Here is a 17,252-nt window from a genome sequence, read left to right as displayed (position 1 = left end):
TATGTCAACTAATGGTATGGCTGTAGATGCAAAGGGTAATTCAACTACGGGAGAATGGGTCTCATCGACTTTCGAAACCACCGACCCTATAAATAGTAAATATGGGATGATGTACCGTGCTTCCGCTGGCGTCAGTGCAAGAACAAAAGTGATTGCAGACGAATTACATACTATGCTTAATGATGGCAATCTTGAAGTAGATAACCCACTAGTGCTCGGTAAAATTACCGCATTAAGTGGTAACTATAATATGGCACGTCAATTACAAAGCAACGTCATGAAATCAATTAAAGACGCCGCTCAAGCAATCATTCGTAACGTTTAATAAGCATATAAGGGGCTGTTATGTACAGTACCCTTATTTTCTATAGGATAAATTTATGATTACCCCAATATCACTTTCTACATTGCCTAATATTACCGATGATATTAAAACAGCAGTACCTATAGGTTCATTTGAAGACAAAATAAAACAATTATTTTCAGAATATACAGCAGCAGTTAGTAATGAAAAAGCCAATTTAATTAATCAAGCTAATAATACAGATGTCAGTAATCCAACTAAATTACTTGAAATTCAAAATCAAGTCGGTAATTACAATTTAGCCATGAGCATGGTGAGTACACTAACACATAAGAGTGTTTCCGCGATTGATACGGTATTAAAAGCACAATAAACCATGAATATTTTAAAGAAACTACTGTTAATTAGCTTTGTAGGTTTATTACTGGGGTGTGATAACCAATTACTACTCAGTAACTTAAGCCAACGGCAAAGCAACGAGGTGCTAGCGATCTTGCAGGAGCATGGCGTTGAAGCTCACCGTAAACACGATAATAAAACAGGGGACTCCATCCAAGTCTCCCCCGACAACTTCGTGATTGCTGTCGACTTATTGCGCCAGTATAACTTGCCATCAAAAGACCCAGTCGAAATTATTCAAGCCTTTCCTGGTGATTCACTGGTCGCTTCTCCGCAAGCAGAGCGAACACGTTTACTTTCTTTGATTGAACAACGCCTTGAACAATCATTACTGTCTATTCCACAAGTCGTCAATGCCAGAGTACATGTCAGCTACCCATTAAATGGCAATGGTTCGGCTAAACAAGTACAAAAAATATCAAGTCTGGTGACATATTCAGGGAATGAAGACCCCAAGATGATGATGAATAAGATCAAACTGTTTTTAAACAGTAGCTTTGCAGAAACCACTTACGATAATGTTTCTGTGGTGATTGTTAACCGACCACCATTGCAATACCAAATTAAATCAGAACCGACAGGTTTAATTAACCCAATCATTCTGGGTGCCATTATTAGCATTATCGTTTTATTGTTTGGCTTATTAGTTTTTATCTGGAAGCGCCAAGCAAATAAAAAAGCCCCCATAAAAATGGTTGAGAATGCGCCCAATGCAGAGACTAAATAAACTCCTTATTCAACAGCAAGATATTTTTCTTGCACCTGGTAGCTATTTCCACTCGGAATTTAATGGTGATTTTTATCATCAATTACCCGTTTTATTACAGGAGCAGCATAACCACAAACTGATAGAACAATACGCATTACCCAGCGCAAACCCTCGTACTCCCTTATTGCCTAACGTACTATCCATACACTGGAAGCAATTACCCATTGTGGCAGTGCACATTGGAGGGGTAATGCAAACTGAGTCTCAGCAACAATCAAGGAAATTACCAAATAGTGAAACATTACGCCGATATTTCCGCAGGCCATTAAATGCCCAAGATATATTAAACAATAATGCACCTACCGCATTAATTGCATTAGGTGCTGCAAAGGTTTTATCGAGTTTAGCCCCTTTTGGCAGCGCTTATATCCTACGTGCTAAGTATATGTTTAATCGTGAAATTCAACAAATGATCCCAGCACATAGAGAAACAATGTTGCCTTGGAATATCATTGAAGAAATATGCCATTATATTAATAGAAACAAAAACAATGAAAATACCGCCATCAGTTAAAGAGACTTCACAAGAAAGAGTGTTAATTAAAAAACGAGCTTTAAGTGCCTCTCAATACCAAAAAAATGTAATTCAATATGCTCAATCTAAGGCAAATGATTACTACCAGCAGGCAGTAAGTGAAAAAGAAAGCATATACCAAACCGCTTATCAGCAAGGTTATAATGATGGTGCTAAACAATTACTTGCCGATTTCATTGAAAGCCTTAATAACAGCGAAATCGCATTACAAAAACGACTTAGCCAAAGTGCAGAACAACTTGAAACGTTACTCGTTAAATTGTTTAGTGACCCACGCATAAAGGATATTGTGGCAGATTATTTTCTTCATCAACAGGAAAACCCTTGTAATATAAACCTACACCTTCCCGCTGATATGCAACCCTTTTTGAAAGAGCAGCATTCTGGAATACAAGTTCAAACAAATACAAGTAGCGCAACCATTGCATTAGAGGTAGATAATAAAATTTGTTATTTTTCGCCATCAATTGCTGCCAAAAATACGTTACCGCAAATTTTTTCTGTCGCTAACCGCTGCCTAATTATAGAAAAACGGAAAAAAGCGTATCAAGCGCTAATTACATTATTGAACATTCATCGAGGCGAACATGACTCTATTAGTAAATAATCTAAACTCATCACCACTGTTGACGTTAACGCCAGAACTTACTTTGTCATCGAAGCAAGACATTCAACAAAAAATGACAGCGGCGTCAAACCCAACCTCTTCATATACTTTAAATGATAAAAAAACTACGGCTATCCCCATGTCATCGGAGGCAAAAATGAAAATTGATCTTTTCATTAATCAATTAGAACAAAAAGATAGCGAGAAAGAGTTCTTTGCCTACTTTTTTAAGACCATGATCCACTTAAGTAAAAATGAAAAAGAAGAGTTTATTGCTGGAGCTTCTCAAGCCCTTTCATCACGCCCAGATGAAAAAGTCCCGTCACTTAGTGACCGATTTAATAAAGCTTTAAAGCGTTATATCTCAATCAGCCTGATGAGTGCACCTATATCAGAACAACTAAACCGTAATATTGGTCAGATAAAATTAGAAACTGATGATGAGGATGATGTTGAGATCATTTAATTTTACCGCCCCCATCAATTTCAATTGTTGGGGGTATTATCAATCATTAATAAATTTCGTCTTAATTTTTAATAAAAAACATACGACCTGAACTCGCCCAACAAAAAAATAAAAAATATCACTATTTTTTTGATATATATCCCCACCATAAATGCCTTAAATTTACCCTGTTGTCATAATATGTCTTAATATAAAAAAACGACCTTATTTTTATGTAACATCATTTTTTTATATTGAAGCATATATTATCGCTAGTTAGGGTAGATATGACTTATTATCAATTTATTAATTATGGAAAAATGTATGAGTAGTGTTGATTACAATGAAATCGAGCCAACGGTCTTATTAGCTGAACAAGTCGTTTATGACCCATTAAAAAGAACCCTTTCACGAGGGAAAATATCCGCTAATCTTACCGAAAACGAGTCTTGTTTATTAAAAATATTATTAACTAAGACAAGCAACAAGAGAGAAGTTATGTATGAAATTTGGGAGAAAAGAGGAACTATTGTGACTGAAAGTAGCTATTACAAGCTAGTTAGGCAATTACGCCAATCTTTTAAAAAGGTTGAGTTAGACGAAAATTTGATTATGACCTTACCTAGAATTGGCATTTTATATACTGGGGAAAAATCAGAGATGCCTATTTTATCAAAATACAATTTAGGAAACACATTATATTCTTATATTAAATGTTTCTTCCAGAAAGTCTTTGTCCGTTCATTCCAATAAGTTGAGTTATTATCATGCTAATTATTAAAGCATTAAGAAAAGCATATAAGTCTCTGTTACCTATATTATTTATTAGCACATTGTTAGGCTGTAGCTATTTTCCTAAAAACTTTCTAAGCAACACAGACCACCAATTACAAGGGGAGATTTATTCACAGTCAATCATTCCTGAAAATTCAGAAATTACTTTATCTATCAGCCCAATAGATACATTAGCATCACCAAAAGAGAGTTTATTAAACTATCAACTACACACCAATGAAGCGAGCAAGGTCATTAGTTTCAAACTCGATTTACTTGAGGAGTTTGTTAATAATGCTCCAAATTTAGGCATTAGCATCCGAGTTGAAAAAAATGGTGAGTTAATCTTGATGAACAATAAAGTAACAGAATTACCTAGGAATTTGTCAGAAAAAATCACACTTTCAGTATCATCAACAAAATAAGTATATAAATAATAATTCAATTAAAATTCCGTGACGAGTTTATACAAAAAACAATATCATTAATGAAATAACCGCTCAAATAAAACCATAAAATAAATTAATTATCACTCTATGACGTTTATTTTAGCCCCAAGGATGGAGCTAGGTATTTCCATTGAAATACACCATAAACATATTCTTAATTTATTCTATTCGGAGCTATTTGATGAAAACCGGAGCACGGGCCCCTATTCCTAAACATTACAAAATAATAACTTGGCTAAATATTATTAGCCAAATTAGTTTTCCTTTGGCCTGTACCTTCACCCCGATTATGGCGAGTAGTTCAAATAACAATAACGTTAAATGGTTGCCAAACACCGCCTCTCTAAACTACCGTCAAACCCAACCCTATGTTTTAAAAGAGGGAGAAAGCACGGCGACCATCGCTAAACACTATAATATGTCCGTGGATTCACTAAGGAAATTGAATCAATTCCGTACCTTCGCCCATTCATTTGAACAATTAAAGCCGGGTGATGAATTAGATATCCCCATGGCTCCCCTCCCAACAATCCAGTGGGATGATATAAAACAGCCCCAACCGGCAGCAACGCCAACCCCCGAAGAAATGAAGTTCGCTCAATTCACCACTCAAGCGGGTAAATTTCTCTCAAATAAACCCAGTGTAGATTCAGCCGAAAAGCTAGCTCGCAATATGGCGATGTCAACAGCAAGTGATTCTATTCAACAATGGCTAAATCGAACTGGCAACGCTCAAGTTCGGCTCGAGGCAGACAAGGATTTTTCACTCAGCAAGATTCACGCATTGGCCTCAACATTAACTATTATTTAGGAAAAACGTGAAAACAACATATTGACTCAGAAGCTGTTAGTAAGCTTCGTTCATTAGTTGGCAGTCGCTACGATTTTGTTAACCGAAATAATAATATCATTCTACAATATCAAAAAAATGATGTGATCCACCTGTCATTCACTGATGTTATCACTGGTTTTGCGGGAGAGAAAAAACCTTTATCTTTCAATGTGAATAGCAAGAATGGCTTCGATCACGTCAAATCGTCAGCCCCTCAAGTCGTTGCAGCCGTCGGTCAAATTATTGATGAAAAAAATGGCAAATACAGCATCATAAAGCCCGACTATAAATTTGAAGTTAATAAAGATGATAGCAATAATAAATGTAAAGCGAATTTGGATATCTTTAGAAACCCGCGACATTTTATGATCCAGCCAATCACTAAACTGGATATAGGCAGTAAAAAATTACTGACGCCACTGCGTATTAACCATACCGTTGAACACGTCAAAAATAATGCAGATAATGTTGATTTTCATAACTATTTTGAATTTACCACGTCAGAACGATATAAATTCAATAGTATCGAGAGAAAATACTCTGTACTAAGTAATTGTTTACGCAGTGAGTATGGAACGGGGAATCTAAAAACTCATTTGAAATTTGGTGATAAATCAGCAACTGTTAACGAAATAGAGTTTTATTGGGAAGGAGGAAACCGATATCCTCATAAACCTAGTATTTAAATAACAACTTGATTTAACCACTAAGCCAGTTGCTAAACTCAACTGGCTTTTTATTGAGTCTCACTGCGTTTTCCCTTCGCATATCAAAGGAAAATCATCTGCTGAACTTTCAACCGCACGCTTAGCTAGGCTCTCCAAGGAAGCAAATAATTGCTGCGCTTCCAGTTCAGATAGATCAGCGGCTAAGTAGTCATTCCACTTATCTAACTTATCATTCAATTCACCCACGATAGTGTGACCAAGTGGCGTCAACGATATATGGTAAGCCCGTTTATCAGTTTGGCTATTGGTTTTCACTATCCAGCCTTTGTCTAAAAACTTACCGATCCCTCGCGTTGTTACCGATTTATCCACCACCATCGCTTTCGAAATTTGTTCTAGTGTAGAGGCATCATATTGATGAACATGTAAAATCATCAAACATTCAATCGCATTGAGCCCATAAGGCTCCCCCATCCATTTCATATAATGGTGAGCCGCTCGACTGATCACCCCAAATACCCGAGCCTGTTCTGTACGCATAAAACCCTCTTTAGTTGATTTTATCAACTAATTAGTCGATAATCACACCGCAATTGGTTGATTTTATCAACTACTAACCCATTTAACACGCCAAATTTATCGATAATCTATGCCACATAATACAAATTTACTGCTTCGCTTAGGGTTTAACCCTATGCGCTTTCGTTTTGCTATCATTACCGCTTGCGCATCGATTGCCGCCCTTTTTATTGCACAATATTTACAACTTGTTCACCCACAATGGGCCGCTATGACCGTCTGGGCCTCAGCACAACCTTGGCGTGAAAACCTACTGGAAAAAAGTTGGTGGCGTTTCGCGGGAACCGTGATAGGCGTATTAGCTGGGGTGGTATTAATTCAACTACATCTCATCAACCCCTTATTGTTTATCGTAGGATTAGCTATGTGGTTAGGTGCATGTAGTGGCATAGGCCAACTACAAAAAGGCTTCGTGGCCTATGGCACCTTTTTGGCAGGTTACTCTGCGGTGATGGTCAGTATGCTCAGTGTTCACAGCACCGATGACTTGTTTATGGTAGCTTGGGATAGATTGTGGACAATCCTTGTCGGAGTGCTTTCAGCGGTGGTATTCAATTTTTTGTTTACCCCAAAACGTGAACAAGAACCTGTGATTACCCTTAAAAACCAAATTGATACGCAGTTTTATCAAGTTATGCACCAAGCGATCGAGAAAAAAAAGCCTATCAAACAACAGGATATTGAACAACTGTGGCAGGCAATGGTGAGCTATGAAGATATTTTAGAAGCTAACCGTATTGGCTGGCGTTATCACCGTAAACAGGTCGCCAAAGCACGGCAAAAACTCATTTCCCAAAGCCAGATATTGCTACACTTAGAACAATTTCAATCCATGCCATCTTTCTATTTCCCATCACAGGAGCCCACGGATACCCAATGGAAACATATTTTATCTTTGTGCCCGAATGGTGCGCTCAAAACACTGCTAATCCCCCTTTACTACGCAATGTTAGGTAAATCAATCAAACGCACGAATCAAAATGACCCGCTAAAACTTCATCAAAATAAGATTTCTGCTTGGCATGCTTTTACGCGTTCCTTTGTTACCATAGGTGCCGTGGGGGTTTTGTGGCTATGGACACAATGGCAAGCTTTAGCCTATCTCACACTCGGTCTTTCCGTAATGTTAGCACTGTTTGCTTCTATCGATTACCCAGCAAAGTTTATGAAATACATCTTTACCGGGCAATTTTTTGGCGCGATTGTCGCATTAATTTGCACTTGGTGTTTATGGCCTTTCGCCTCATCATCATGGCAGATGACATTGTTAATCATCCCAGTAATCATCAGTGGCGTTGTGATTTATTCACACAATAAATTAATTCTGATCGCATTTGACTACATCATGGTTTCGCTGATTTTACTACAACCTAGCTACCCATTTCCCCTCACATTTACGCAAAATGTGGGTAATGCCATCGCAGTGGTATCCGGCCCGCTCGTCGCGATGGCGGCTTTTGCTTGGATTTTCCCAACCAACCCTAAAAAACGTTACCAGCAATTAATTCATCTCTCAGAACAGCAATTTAAGCAAGGGATAAATTTGCTATTAAAAGGCAACAAACCCTCAACAACCCAGATAATGCATCGCTTACTTAGCGGGTTATTACTAGCAAGGAAAAATAAACAACCTTTTACCTCTACAATACATTTTTTTGAAATCAACCATGGTATTTGGCTAAATTTATTTATCCTTAACAAAAAATTTGCCCATTCTCCATCCAAGAAACGTGCATTACTTGTCCTTGAAAAACGAATACAGCAAAATCGCTTAGAACCTAATAAGCTAAACCAACTTATTAATCGGTTACAAAACCAAAATAAGCCGATTAAAGAACTTGAACAATTGAAAGAATACTTAATCAAGAAAAACTCAATGCATTGTTTTCTCTCTCCCCCTGAAGGAGGTTAGAGATTAGCGACTAAAAGGGACAATATGATTCTCTGGGCTAGGTTTTAAAAAACAAATCAGTACAAGTACGATGATAGCAATGACGAAAATAAGACTAAATCCATCAATAAACGAGCCAACATATGATTCTCGATTAATTAACGATACTATAGACATAGTATTATTTTCAGTACTTAGCATTTGTTCACCTGTTTGAATAAACGCAGTTTTATGGCCAAAATGCTCATCAAAAGAAATACGTAAATACGTATTCATTAATGCCCCAGCAAGCCCGGGCATTAGTACTCTTGCAATTGAAACATAAGCACCTAAATGCAGCGCAAATTGCGGTTGCATATTCACGACAAATAACGAAATTAACCCGATTAATACTAAACATTCACCAACGGATTGTATGATCATTAACGGAATAAATTCATGTATACGCCATTGGTAATCAATTTGCATACCGAGCAGGCAACTATAACCCATTAATACAACACCAAGCGTCATTAGTAATCGGCCATCAACCCGCTTAGCAAACCAAACGGCAATTGGGCTAAAAATTAAATAAGCGATAAACGCAATATTCGTGACTTCACCAATTTGGAATGGTTTTAACCCCCCCACAGACGATAAAAATGAAGGAATAAATAGGGAATTAGTCAACATTAAGAAACCGTACAAACAAGAAATAATAAAACAAATACACAAATTTCGATTAGCTAACCAATTGGGATGAGCAAAGGTCTGCTCAAAATATAATGCTCGCACGATAAAAATAGTAAACAGTGAAGCACTCCCGATAAGACAAGAAATAATAAAGCCGGAATCCCCCCAACCCAACATCTCACCTTGTACAACACCTATATATAATAAAACCAAACTTAGAATTTTAAGGAGCATTCCTCCCCAATCTGTTTTCTCAAAAAGCCCATAATTTATTTCACTTAGCGGTAATCCTTTCCATGCGAATATGCATATCATTGCAGCAAACAATGCGCATCCCCAATACAGCCACTGCCAGCCAATAACCTCAATAAATGACCCAGAAACACCAACCCCCGCATCCATTCCTAAAGAAACCCTTAAGCTGTAAGCGGCCATGACAATCAACCAGACATTAGGTTGTAAATTTCTTAGTGCTAAAGAAATTGTCATTGGCAAATAAACACCTAAGCTCAAACCAATAATAAAATGAATAACTAGTAATTCTGTAAACCCATAATTTCCTCCAATAATAGGAAAAACAACAAAAACACCCAGTAAAATAGCACTTGTTGCCATCAATATCCTTTCAGCGCCTAAAATAACCATAAACCAAGGGGTTAATGTCATACTGGTTAATTGAGCTGCATTTAAAGCAATGTTTAACCAACTCCCCTCCTGAACACCAAGCGCAAAAACCCCCCGTAAATCACCTAATGAAAGGGAAAACATACGAGTAAATAATGTCGATAAAATAGCGCCAAGAAAAACAGAAACTACAGCTAATAAAGGTTTTGTTTCCTTTGCACCGTGAAATAAGCTTAAGAACATCTTATTTACCTTTTCTAGCCATACTTTGTGTATCAATATCCACAACTACTGACATACCTGGACGCAACCTATCTAAATGATTTTGTTCAGATAAAAAACTAATATAAACCGGTATACGTTGAACAACCTTAGTAAAATTCCCACTACTGTTATCCGCGGGAATTAATGCGGATTCCCCACTGCTTTGCGCTCCAATATCGCGCACAACACCTTTAAAAGTGGAATCTGGAAAAGCATCAACCATGATAGATACCGCTTGCCCCGCATAGACATTTTTCAGTTGTGTCTCTTTTAAGTTTGCAATGATATAAGGCTGCTTATTAGGTGTGACAGTAACAATCTCTGTGCCGGGTGTAACAAGGCTACCAATATTCAATTTAACTTTATTTAATTGCCCATCAAATGGAGCGGTAATAGTGGCATAAGAAGTTTGAGTCTCCGCTTGTTTTAAATTCGCAAAGGTAATATCCCGTTCTGCGACCCGTATTGATTCTTGCTGGCTTAATATATGTAACGATTGTTTGGCTTGTTCCCATTCCGCTTTCGCTGCTTGTTCTAATTTCATTAAGCGTTGTAGATCTGAATTGGCATCCAAATAATTTTGTTGGGTAATTGCGCCACTTTTAATTAATGCTTTACGTAGCAATGGGCTCCGCTTCATTTGCTGAACTTCAATACTCGCAGCTTGGTAACGGCTAAATAACATTTGAACAGTCAGGTCTTGCTCTTTAATTTCATCCGCTAGATTGCTGAGATTTTGTTGAGCCTTTTGGTAATTAGCTTGCGCTATTTGCTGCTTGAAATGCTCTTCTTGATTATTAATTTCTGCGATAACGTCACCACGCTTAACCAATTGATAATCATCAACTAAAATACGAGAAACATACCCTGTCATACGCGACTTTAAGATAGCTGAATCTGCTTTAATATAAGCATTATTTGATTCTTGGTAACGTTTAGTTCCCTGCCATTGGTCCCAATTCAAGGTTGCAAAAAAGATCAAAAAACCAATGCATAACACACTAAGCCACGGTGTTAAGGAAATGATTCTTTTTGATAATGTTTTAGATTCATTTGTCGTCATTTTATTAACCTCAATGCGGCCTAACAGTATGTTAAGCATTGCCGACTGGATGAATAATATTGATAATCTAACATTGTTAGGTTTATAAAATATGTTAAACTAACATTGTTAGATAATAAAGAACAAAATGAGAATTATTTATGAGAACGCCAAAAATCACACGTTTACAGGTACTTGAAACAGCCTTAACACTGCTTGAAACTGAGGGGATTGAAGGGTTAACCATGCGAAAACTTGCCGATGCCATAGGTATTAAGGCAGCTTCGTTATACTGGCATTTCAGTAATAAACAAGCCTTGCTTGAAGGAATGGCTGATCACATTGTCGCGACAGTGGCGATTAATTTTCAATATAAACAAGATTGGAAAGCGAATCTGATTACGCTCACATCTCAACTAAGAGATGCATTATTACAACATCGAGACGGCGCCCGTGTTTTTGCTGGAACCTATGTTATTTCCGATAACGTATTACGCATTAATAACGCGTTGATTAAAACATTTGTGCAATCAGGGGTTTCTGCCAATCAAGCCGCTAGCAGCACCATGACTGTTTTCTATTTTATTTTAGGTTGCTGTATTGAACAGCAAGCCGCTATTTTTTCTGCTGATAGCGATTTAATTAATAAAGAGTCTGAGTTTAATCAGTTGTCGCAAGACAAATTCCCCTACACATGGGAAGCAAAAGAAATGCTATTTTCTAACAACTACGACCAGCGATTTATTGATGGGCTAAATCTTATTATCAATGGGTTAGAGAAAATAAGCACCAAAGGCTAACAAACTCTCAGTATTCTAGAGCTTATTTAAGGCCTAGTCGTTTTGCTAATCGGTGTAAGTTGGCAATATCTAAAGAGAGCTCCCTTGCACAAGCAGACCAGTTTTGATGGTTTTGCTCTAATACCTGTGTGATCAGTTTGCGCTGAAAATCATCTGTCGCATCGCGTAAATTTTTTATCGTTGGAATTGCTAATGGAGCCGTAGTTGTTAATTCATGGTCATGGTAATCAAATGTGAAATGTTGTGGCTGTAAAATAATATCGCCAGTCTCACTTGATGCACGAGTCAAAACTATCGCACGATGTATCGCATGCTCTAGTTCACGGACATTGCCCGGCCATGAATAGTTAAGTAAATACTGCTGCAATGGCGAACTCAATACCACACTAGACAACCCAAATCGCAGCCGATACTGTTCACAAAAATAGCCTGCTAATAACATAATATCTTCGCCGCGCTCTTTTAGAGGCGGCACAAATAATGGGAATACACTTAAACGATGAAATAAATCTGCACGGAACCTTCCTGCCAAAACTTCTTCACGTAAATCTCTGTTCGTTGCAGCTAATACACGCACATTTACCCGTAAACTACTGTCATCCCCCACTCTTTGTATATCACCATATTGTAAAACTCGCAGTAATTTAGCTTGCAATGATGGTGACAATTCACCAATTTCATCTAAGAATAGAGTGCCATTATCGGCCATTTCAAATTTGCCCCTGCGGTGGGTAATTGCCCCCGTAAAAGCCCCCTTTACATGCCCAAATAATTCACTTTCTGCAACACTTTCTGGTAATGCCGCACAATTTAAATAAATTAATGGATGGTCAGCACGAAGGGATTTTTCATGGATGGATTTTACAACGAGTTCTTTGCCTGTTCCGGTTTCTCCCCCCACTAAAACATTTAATTCAGAGGTCGCAACAATCTCAATTTCTTTCTTCAACTGTTGCATACGGATTGATAAACCAATAATTTCAGTCTGACCTGTCGGTTTAAATAAAGCGGGCTGGCTGGGGAGTATATTTTGCTTTTCAAGCTGTTCAATCAGCAATGCATTATTTAATGCTCCTGCGGTTAGTGCGCTAACCAATCTTAACGCTTCATCACTAAATGCATCGAATTGGTCTGGCTCCATACCATCTAACGTCAACGCACCAATTAAATTTTGCCCTGCATACAAAGGTAAGCCGACACAAGCATGAACTTTAAGGTGTTGATGATGCGGTATTAGCCCATCGTAGGGGTCTGGAAGTTGGCTGTCGGCAGGAAAACGTACGACATCTCCGGCCCTTGCAATGGCTTCAAGGCGTGGGTGAGCGTCTAATAAAAACCGCCGCCCTAAAACATCAGGCATTAACCCATCAATAGCCAACGGAATAAATTGACCCGATTCATAACGCAACAAAGCACAGGCGTCACATTTTAGTGATTGCCTTAATGTGGTGATCAGGCGCTGAAAGCGGTCTGAATGCTCGATGCCACTTTGTAACTCTATTGCGATTTTTGCCAAGGCCTCTACGGAAAACCCCATCATGCATCCTTATAGTCAATTTGACTAAGATTATAGTCATAATGACAACTCTAAGTATAGTCATTATGACCTATATTTAATTCTCAAAACACAAAAAACGCATAAAATCAATAAATTATATTATTGGCATGAATATTGATTATGTATCTCTATATACCGAAAATATAGGGAAAATTAAGATGGCTATTCATGTAAAAAATAATATTCAATGGGTTGGGCAACGTGATTGGGAAGTACGAGACTTTCATGGAACTGAATACAAAACACTGAAGGGAAGCAGCTATAATAGCTATTTGATTTGTGAAGGAAAAAATGTACTCATTGATACCGTCGACCATAAATTTAGCCGTGAATTTGTTCGTAATCTCCGTGCACAAATAGATTTAAACACGATTGATTATATTGTGATTAACCATGCAGAGGAAGACCATGCGGGTGCATTGACTGAACTGATGAGCTATATCCCTCGCACTCCTATCTACTGTACCGCCAATGCCATAGACTCAATCAATGGTCACCATCATCACCCAGAGTGGAATTTCCAAATTGTTAAAACCGGTGACACCCTCGATATTGGCAATAATAAGCAATTAATTTTTATTGAAACGCCAATGCTGCATTGGCCAGATAGCATGATGACTTATCTTACTGAAGATGCAGTACTTTTTAGTAACGATGCTTTCGGACAGCATTATTGTGATGAACGCTTGTTTAATGATGAAGTTGACCAAAATGAACTTTTTGAACAATGTCAGCGTTATTACGCCAATATCCTGACGCCATTTAGCCGTCTTGTCACACCAAAAGTGAACGAAATTTTAGGCTTTAACCTACCCGTCGATATGATTGCAACCTCTCATGGTGTTGTATGGCGCGATAACCCAACACAAATTATTGAATTATATTTAAAATGGGCTGCAGACTACCAAGAAGATCGCATTACTATTTTCTACGATACGATGTCTAATAATACGCGTTTAATGGCAGATGCAATTGCCCAAGGCATCAATGAAGCAGATCCGAACGTTGCAGTTAAAATATTCAATGTCGCTCGCAGTGATAAAAATGACATTATTACTCATGTATTTAGGTCTAAAGGTACACTAGTCGGTACCTCAACGATGAATAATGTCATGATGCCTAAAATTGCAGGAATGCTAGAGGAACTTACGGGTTTACGTTTCTTAAATAAAAAGGCCGCGGCTTTTGGTAGTTTTGGGTGGAATGGCGGCGCTGTTGACCGCGTGCAAACTCGTTTAATGGATGCTGGCTTTAATACCGCCTTGTCTTTAAAAGCCAAATGGAAACCAGATACAAAAACGTTAGATGACTGCCGTGCATATGGACGAGATATTGCTCGTCAATGGGCGCTGTCAGCTTAAAACCGACTCACAATAACAACCTCAAGGCTGTATTATTTTTAAAGGACCCCAACATGCAATTAAGAGATAAAACACTCGGACAATTGGCGTTATCTATTCCAAGAGCCTCATCATTTTTTCGCCAATATAATATGGATTTTTGTTGTGGTGGAAAGCAAACACTAAGCCGTTCCGCGGAAAAGTTAAATTTAGATATTGAGCTGTTAGAAAACCAATTAGCTGAATTATCTACAGAGACATTAGAAAAAGATTGGCGAGAAGCACCACTTAGTGAAATTATTGATTTCATTGTTGTTCGTTATCATAACAGGCATAGAGAACAGTTACCCGAGCTCATATTACAAGCGCAAAAAGTAGAACGAGTTCATGCCAACAAACCCACGGTACCCAATGGGTTATCCAAATACTTAGAAGCTCTACTTGAAGAGCTTGCAAGTCATATGATGAAAGAAGAACGTATTTTATTTCCAATGATCAAAAATGGATTAGGGCAAAATGCAGCTGGCCCCATTAGTGTTATGGAGCAAGAACATGATGACGCTGGCGATTTATTAGAAGCGATAAAAAGCATTACTCATAATGTAACGCCACCACCAGAAGCCTGTACGACTTGGCGCGTTTTATATAATGGTATTAATGAACTAATCGATGATTTAATGAACCATATTAATTTAGAAAATAATTTATTATTCCCTAGAGCATTAGCTGGAAATTAAAATTATCGTCATAGCATATCGCTACTCAGCAGTGAGTAGCGATGGTTTTACGACGGCCAAAGCCCCTCAGATTCAATCGCTAACGAAACGATATCATAGGTATTTTTATTCCATTTATTTTCTGTACAAGTGAAAACGAGTTCAGTTGGAGGAACAAAGCCCGTTTTGGCATCAACCCCTTTTGAACCAAAAACAAAGGCGAGCAAAGCCGTAAATGGTGCTGAGTTTACGGCCAAATCAGTGAGATCTAATTTGATTTTTTTTATTTCCTCGTCATTATCAAAATAGCCCGTAGCATAAATATAAATAGTACTTTGTTTTTCTGAGGCGTGGTTAATACTCGGTAATAAGAAATCAATTTTTTTCGCAGTAAATCGATATTGTTTTAACATAGATAATATCCATCTTGATGAGATAATAATTACCACCAATTTAAAAAGTATATCTATATATAATGAATAAGTTTCTTATATTCAAACATATCAATTAACACAAACTATAAAATTATATAACAGCACTGTTATATAATTAAAAAGAGTTACCTAATAAAATAGGTAACTCTTTATTTAGAAATGACTAATGATTTTATTTATAGTGTTGCTTGATTTGTTGCGAAATAGCCAATCCACGCCTTGCTTCTTTTTCCGCGATTTCCACCGATAAACCAATATAGGATCTTGGGTCCAACATGGCTTTGATTTCGTCATCACTGAACGCTGCGGTGATCACACTATTTTTAGTCAGGTTGGTATAAAAATCTTCACCATCAGCTGCCGTCTTAATCGCTTCTTCGTATAACAGTGCGTGAGCTTTATCTTTACCTAATTTTTCTGCCATCTTCATCATGACGTACTCAGTATTATCTAATCCTTTATTTCTAAGTACGTTATGTAGCATTCTGTCCTCATGAGGAACGATGGTTCTAGACAGCTCTTCCGTCCTTAAGAGAATTTCTGTCGTCAATTCTAAAGCTTCTTCTATTAGCCCATCGAATAACATATAGGAACTACTGTCCCCTTCATATGGTCTTACTGCAGAATACATTCCTACACTTGGTAAGGAATAAAGTTTCTGCGAATTAGCAATAATTCCCTTGGCTAATTTTGGGTTAATTTTATGGGGCATCGTACTACTGCCAACGGTACCCTTAGTAAACCCTTCAGAAACTTCCGCTATTTCTTCTAAGGTTGTGCTATAAACTTCTTCGCCGATTTTATGACAAATGTTAGCCATCAGTGCCAAATTCGCCATATATTCTAATTTATGGGTACTGAGGTTTCTTGATGGCACTTCCATCGCTTCCATTCCAGTTAATTCAGCGACTCTTTTTTGCACTGCCATGCCAACTTCTGGCATCGAGTTAAATGCACCAACCGCCCCTCCCATCATAATGGTGAATACGCGTTTTTCACATTCTTGCATGCGCTGATAACAATCAATGAAATCACTGATCCAAACTGAAACCTTATAGCCATAGGTAATCGGAATAGCATGACGCCCATGAGTTCTTCCTGGCATGACCATATGTTTGGTTCTTTCGGCTAAATTCGATAAGTTCTCAATAATTTCGCTCAGCAACAACATAAATTTGTTGTGTACTGTTTTCATCATATACAGCTGTGAACTTTGCTGAATATTCTGCGTAGTAATACCGTAGTGAATGTATTTACCACTTTCTTCTGAGCAGGCGTTCACGAGTACCTTCAAAAAAGGTACAAAGCCATGGCCAATTTTTTGGTAAATACGGTTCATTTCTTCAAAATCAATATTCTCTATAACCGCTTTTTCTTTTATTTCATCTGCCGCAGACTGGGGAATAAACCCCAACTCTGCTTGCGCTTGAGCTAACATTGATTCAAACATTAACCAAGTTTTATATTTCGCTTCATTAGATAGCAGATCTTTTATACCACGGTCATCAATTGTTTTACTTTTAGAATCGTATAATGCTCTCATTTTGTGT

The 17,252-nt window shown here is 37.7% G+C and carries 19 protein-coding genes and 1 pseudogene; 14 read left to right on the top strand and 6 right to left on the bottom strand.

Annotated elements, in window-relative coordinates; all coding sequences use genetic code 11:
- The first annotated feature begins 1 nt into the window (after window position 1).
- The 10 genes from RB151_RS00945 to RB151_RS00900 all read left to right on the top strand — a co-directional run bounded on the left by RB151_RS00945 (window position 2) and on the right by RB151_RS00900 (window position 5,800).
- The gene (locus tag RB151_RS00945) at window positions 2–325 is read left to right on the top strand and encodes a type III secretion apparatus needle protein (RefSeq protein WP_042843337.1); all 324 of its coding nucleotides are present in this window, start codon (window positions 2–4) and stop codon (window positions 323–325) included.
- A 55-nt stretch (window positions 326–380) separates the two neighbouring features.
- Window positions 381–677 (top strand): type III secretion system inner rod subunit SctI, encoded by a 297-nt coding sequence (gene sctI / locus RB151_RS00940; RefSeq protein ID WP_048605523.1) that lies wholly within the window; start codon window positions 381–383, stop codon window positions 675–677.
- Window positions 678–680: 3 nt separating this feature from the next.
- Window positions 681–1,430: a type III secretion system inner membrane ring lipoprotein SctJ gene (gene sctJ, locus RB151_RS00935; protein WP_048605525.1), complete on the top strand. Its 750-nt coding sequence runs from the start codon at window positions 681–683 to the stop codon at window positions 1,428–1,430.
- Entirely contained in the window at window positions 1,414–1,986 is a 573-nt protein-coding gene (locus RB151_RS00930) for a hypothetical protein (RefSeq protein WP_071548810.1), read from the top strand. The genes sctJ and RB151_RS00930 overlap by 17 nt, the downstream gene beginning before the upstream one ends.
- A complete protein-coding gene (locus RB151_RS00925) occupies window positions 1,964–2,614 on the top strand; it encodes a hypothetical protein (RefSeq protein ID WP_042843333.1) in 651 nt (216 codons plus the stop codon). The genes RB151_RS00930 and RB151_RS00925 overlap by 23 nt, the downstream gene beginning before the upstream one ends.
- Window positions 2,595–3,080, top strand: a complete 486-nt coding sequence (locus tag RB151_RS00920) for a hypothetical protein (protein ID WP_048605527.1) — start codon at window positions 2,595–2,597, stop codon at window positions 3,078–3,080. The genes RB151_RS00925 and RB151_RS00920 overlap by 20 nt, the downstream gene beginning before the upstream one ends.
- Window positions 3,081–3,383: 303 nt before the next feature.
- Complete coding sequence (locus tag RB151_RS00915) at window positions 3,384–3,812, top strand: winged helix-turn-helix domain-containing protein (RefSeq protein ID WP_048605529.1); 429 nt, start codon at window positions 3,384–3,386, stop codon at window positions 3,810–3,812.
- 14 nt (window positions 3,813–3,826) lie between these two features.
- Window positions 3,827–4,258, top strand: a complete 432-nt coding sequence (locus tag RB151_RS00910) for a hypothetical protein (RefSeq protein WP_048605530.1) — start codon at window positions 3,827–3,829, stop codon at window positions 4,256–4,258.
- A 205-nt stretch (window positions 4,259–4,463) separates the two neighbouring features.
- Window positions 4,464–5,093: a LysM peptidoglycan-binding domain-containing protein gene (locus tag RB151_RS00905; RefSeq protein WP_071547581.1), complete on the top strand. Its 630-nt coding sequence runs from the start codon at window positions 4,464–4,466 to the stop codon at window positions 5,091–5,093.
- A gap of 122 nt (window positions 5,094–5,215) precedes the next feature.
- A complete protein-coding gene (locus RB151_RS00900; protein ID WP_071547580.1) occupies window positions 5,216–5,800 on the top strand; it encodes a hypothetical protein in 585 nt (194 codons plus the stop codon).
- A gap of 60 nt (window positions 5,801–5,860) precedes the next feature.
- Here RB151_RS00900 and RB151_RS00895 read toward each other — a convergent pair whose 3' ends face one another.
- Window positions 5,861–6,322, bottom strand: a complete 462-nt coding sequence (locus RB151_RS00895) for a MarR family winged helix-turn-helix transcriptional regulator (protein ID WP_042843327.1) — start codon at window positions 6,320–6,322, stop codon at window positions 5,861–5,863.
- A gap of 109 nt (window positions 6,323–6,431) precedes the next feature.
- Here RB151_RS00895 and RB151_RS00890 point away from each other — a divergent pair, with 109 nt between their 5' ends.
- Window positions 6,432–8,273, top strand: coding sequence for an FUSC family protein (locus tag RB151_RS00890; RefSeq protein WP_071547579.1), 1,842 nt, complete (start codon window positions 6,432–6,434; stop codon window positions 8,271–8,273).
- A gap of 3 nt (window positions 8,274–8,276) precedes the next feature.
- On the opposite strand, the gene RB151_RS00885 is transcribed toward RB151_RS00890, so the two are convergent.
- Window positions 8,277–9,791, bottom strand: a complete 1,515-nt coding sequence (locus tag RB151_RS00885) for an MFS transporter (protein ID WP_042843325.1) — start codon at window positions 9,789–9,791, stop codon at window positions 8,277–8,279.
- Between the two features lies 1 nt (window position 9,792).
- On the bottom strand, window positions 9,793–10,875 hold the full coding sequence (locus tag RB151_RS00880; RefSeq protein ID WP_042843324.1) for an HlyD family secretion protein: 1,083 nt from the start codon (window positions 10,873–10,875) through the stop codon (window positions 9,793–9,795).
- A 140-nt stretch (window positions 10,876–11,015) separates the two neighbouring features.
- On the opposite strand from RB151_RS00880, the gene RB151_RS00875 reads away from it, so the two are divergent.
- Window positions 11,016–11,654: a TetR/AcrR family transcriptional regulator C-terminal domain-containing protein gene (locus RB151_RS00875; RefSeq protein WP_071547578.1), complete on the top strand. Its 639-nt coding sequence runs from the start codon at window positions 11,016–11,018 to the stop codon at window positions 11,652–11,654.
- Between the two features lie 22 nt (window positions 11,655–11,676).
- On the opposite strand, the gene norR is transcribed toward RB151_RS00875, so the two are convergent.
- Complete coding sequence (gene norR / locus RB151_RS00870) at window positions 11,677–13,191, bottom strand: nitric oxide reductase transcriptional regulator NorR (RefSeq protein WP_042843321.1); 1,515 nt, start codon at window positions 13,189–13,191, stop codon at window positions 11,677–11,679.
- Window positions 13,192–13,370: 179 nt separating this feature from the next.
- Here norR and norV point away from each other — a divergent pair.
- A pseudogene (gene norV, locus RB151_RS00865) lies at window positions 13,371–14,567 on the top strand (anaerobic nitric oxide reductase flavorubredoxin); the annotation flags it as partial.
- 59 nt (window positions 14,568–14,626) lie between these two features.
- Window positions 14,627–15,289: an iron-sulfur cluster repair protein YtfE gene (gene ytfE / locus RB151_RS00860; protein WP_042843317.1), complete on the top strand. Its 663-nt coding sequence runs from the start codon at window positions 14,627–14,629 to the stop codon at window positions 15,287–15,289.
- 47 nt (window positions 15,290–15,336) lie between these two features.
- On the opposite strand, the gene RB151_RS00855 is transcribed toward ytfE, so the two are convergent.
- Together RB151_RS00855 and RB151_RS00850 are read right to left on the bottom strand one after the other, a co-directional pair.
- The gene (locus RB151_RS00855) at window positions 15,337–15,681 is read right to left on the bottom strand and encodes a hypothetical protein (protein ID WP_042843316.1); all 345 of its coding nucleotides are present in this window, start codon (window positions 15,679–15,681) and stop codon (window positions 15,337–15,339) included.
- Window positions 15,682–15,874: 193 nt separating this feature from the next.
- Window positions 15,875–17,245, bottom strand: coding sequence for a class-II fumarase/aspartase family protein (locus RB151_RS00850; protein ID WP_042843315.1), 1,371 nt, complete (start codon window positions 17,243–17,245; stop codon window positions 15,875–15,877).
- Between the last annotated feature and the right edge of the window lie 7 nt (window positions 17,246–17,252).

It is taken from the genome of Providencia rettgeri (assembly GCF_001874625.1).
Classification (GTDB): domain Bacteria; phylum Pseudomonadota; class Gammaproteobacteria; order Enterobacterales; family Enterobacteriaceae; genus Providencia; species Providencia huashanensis.
The sequence above is the reverse complement of the archived record's forward strand: the minus strand, read 5'-3'. Positions and strand labels throughout refer to the sequence as shown.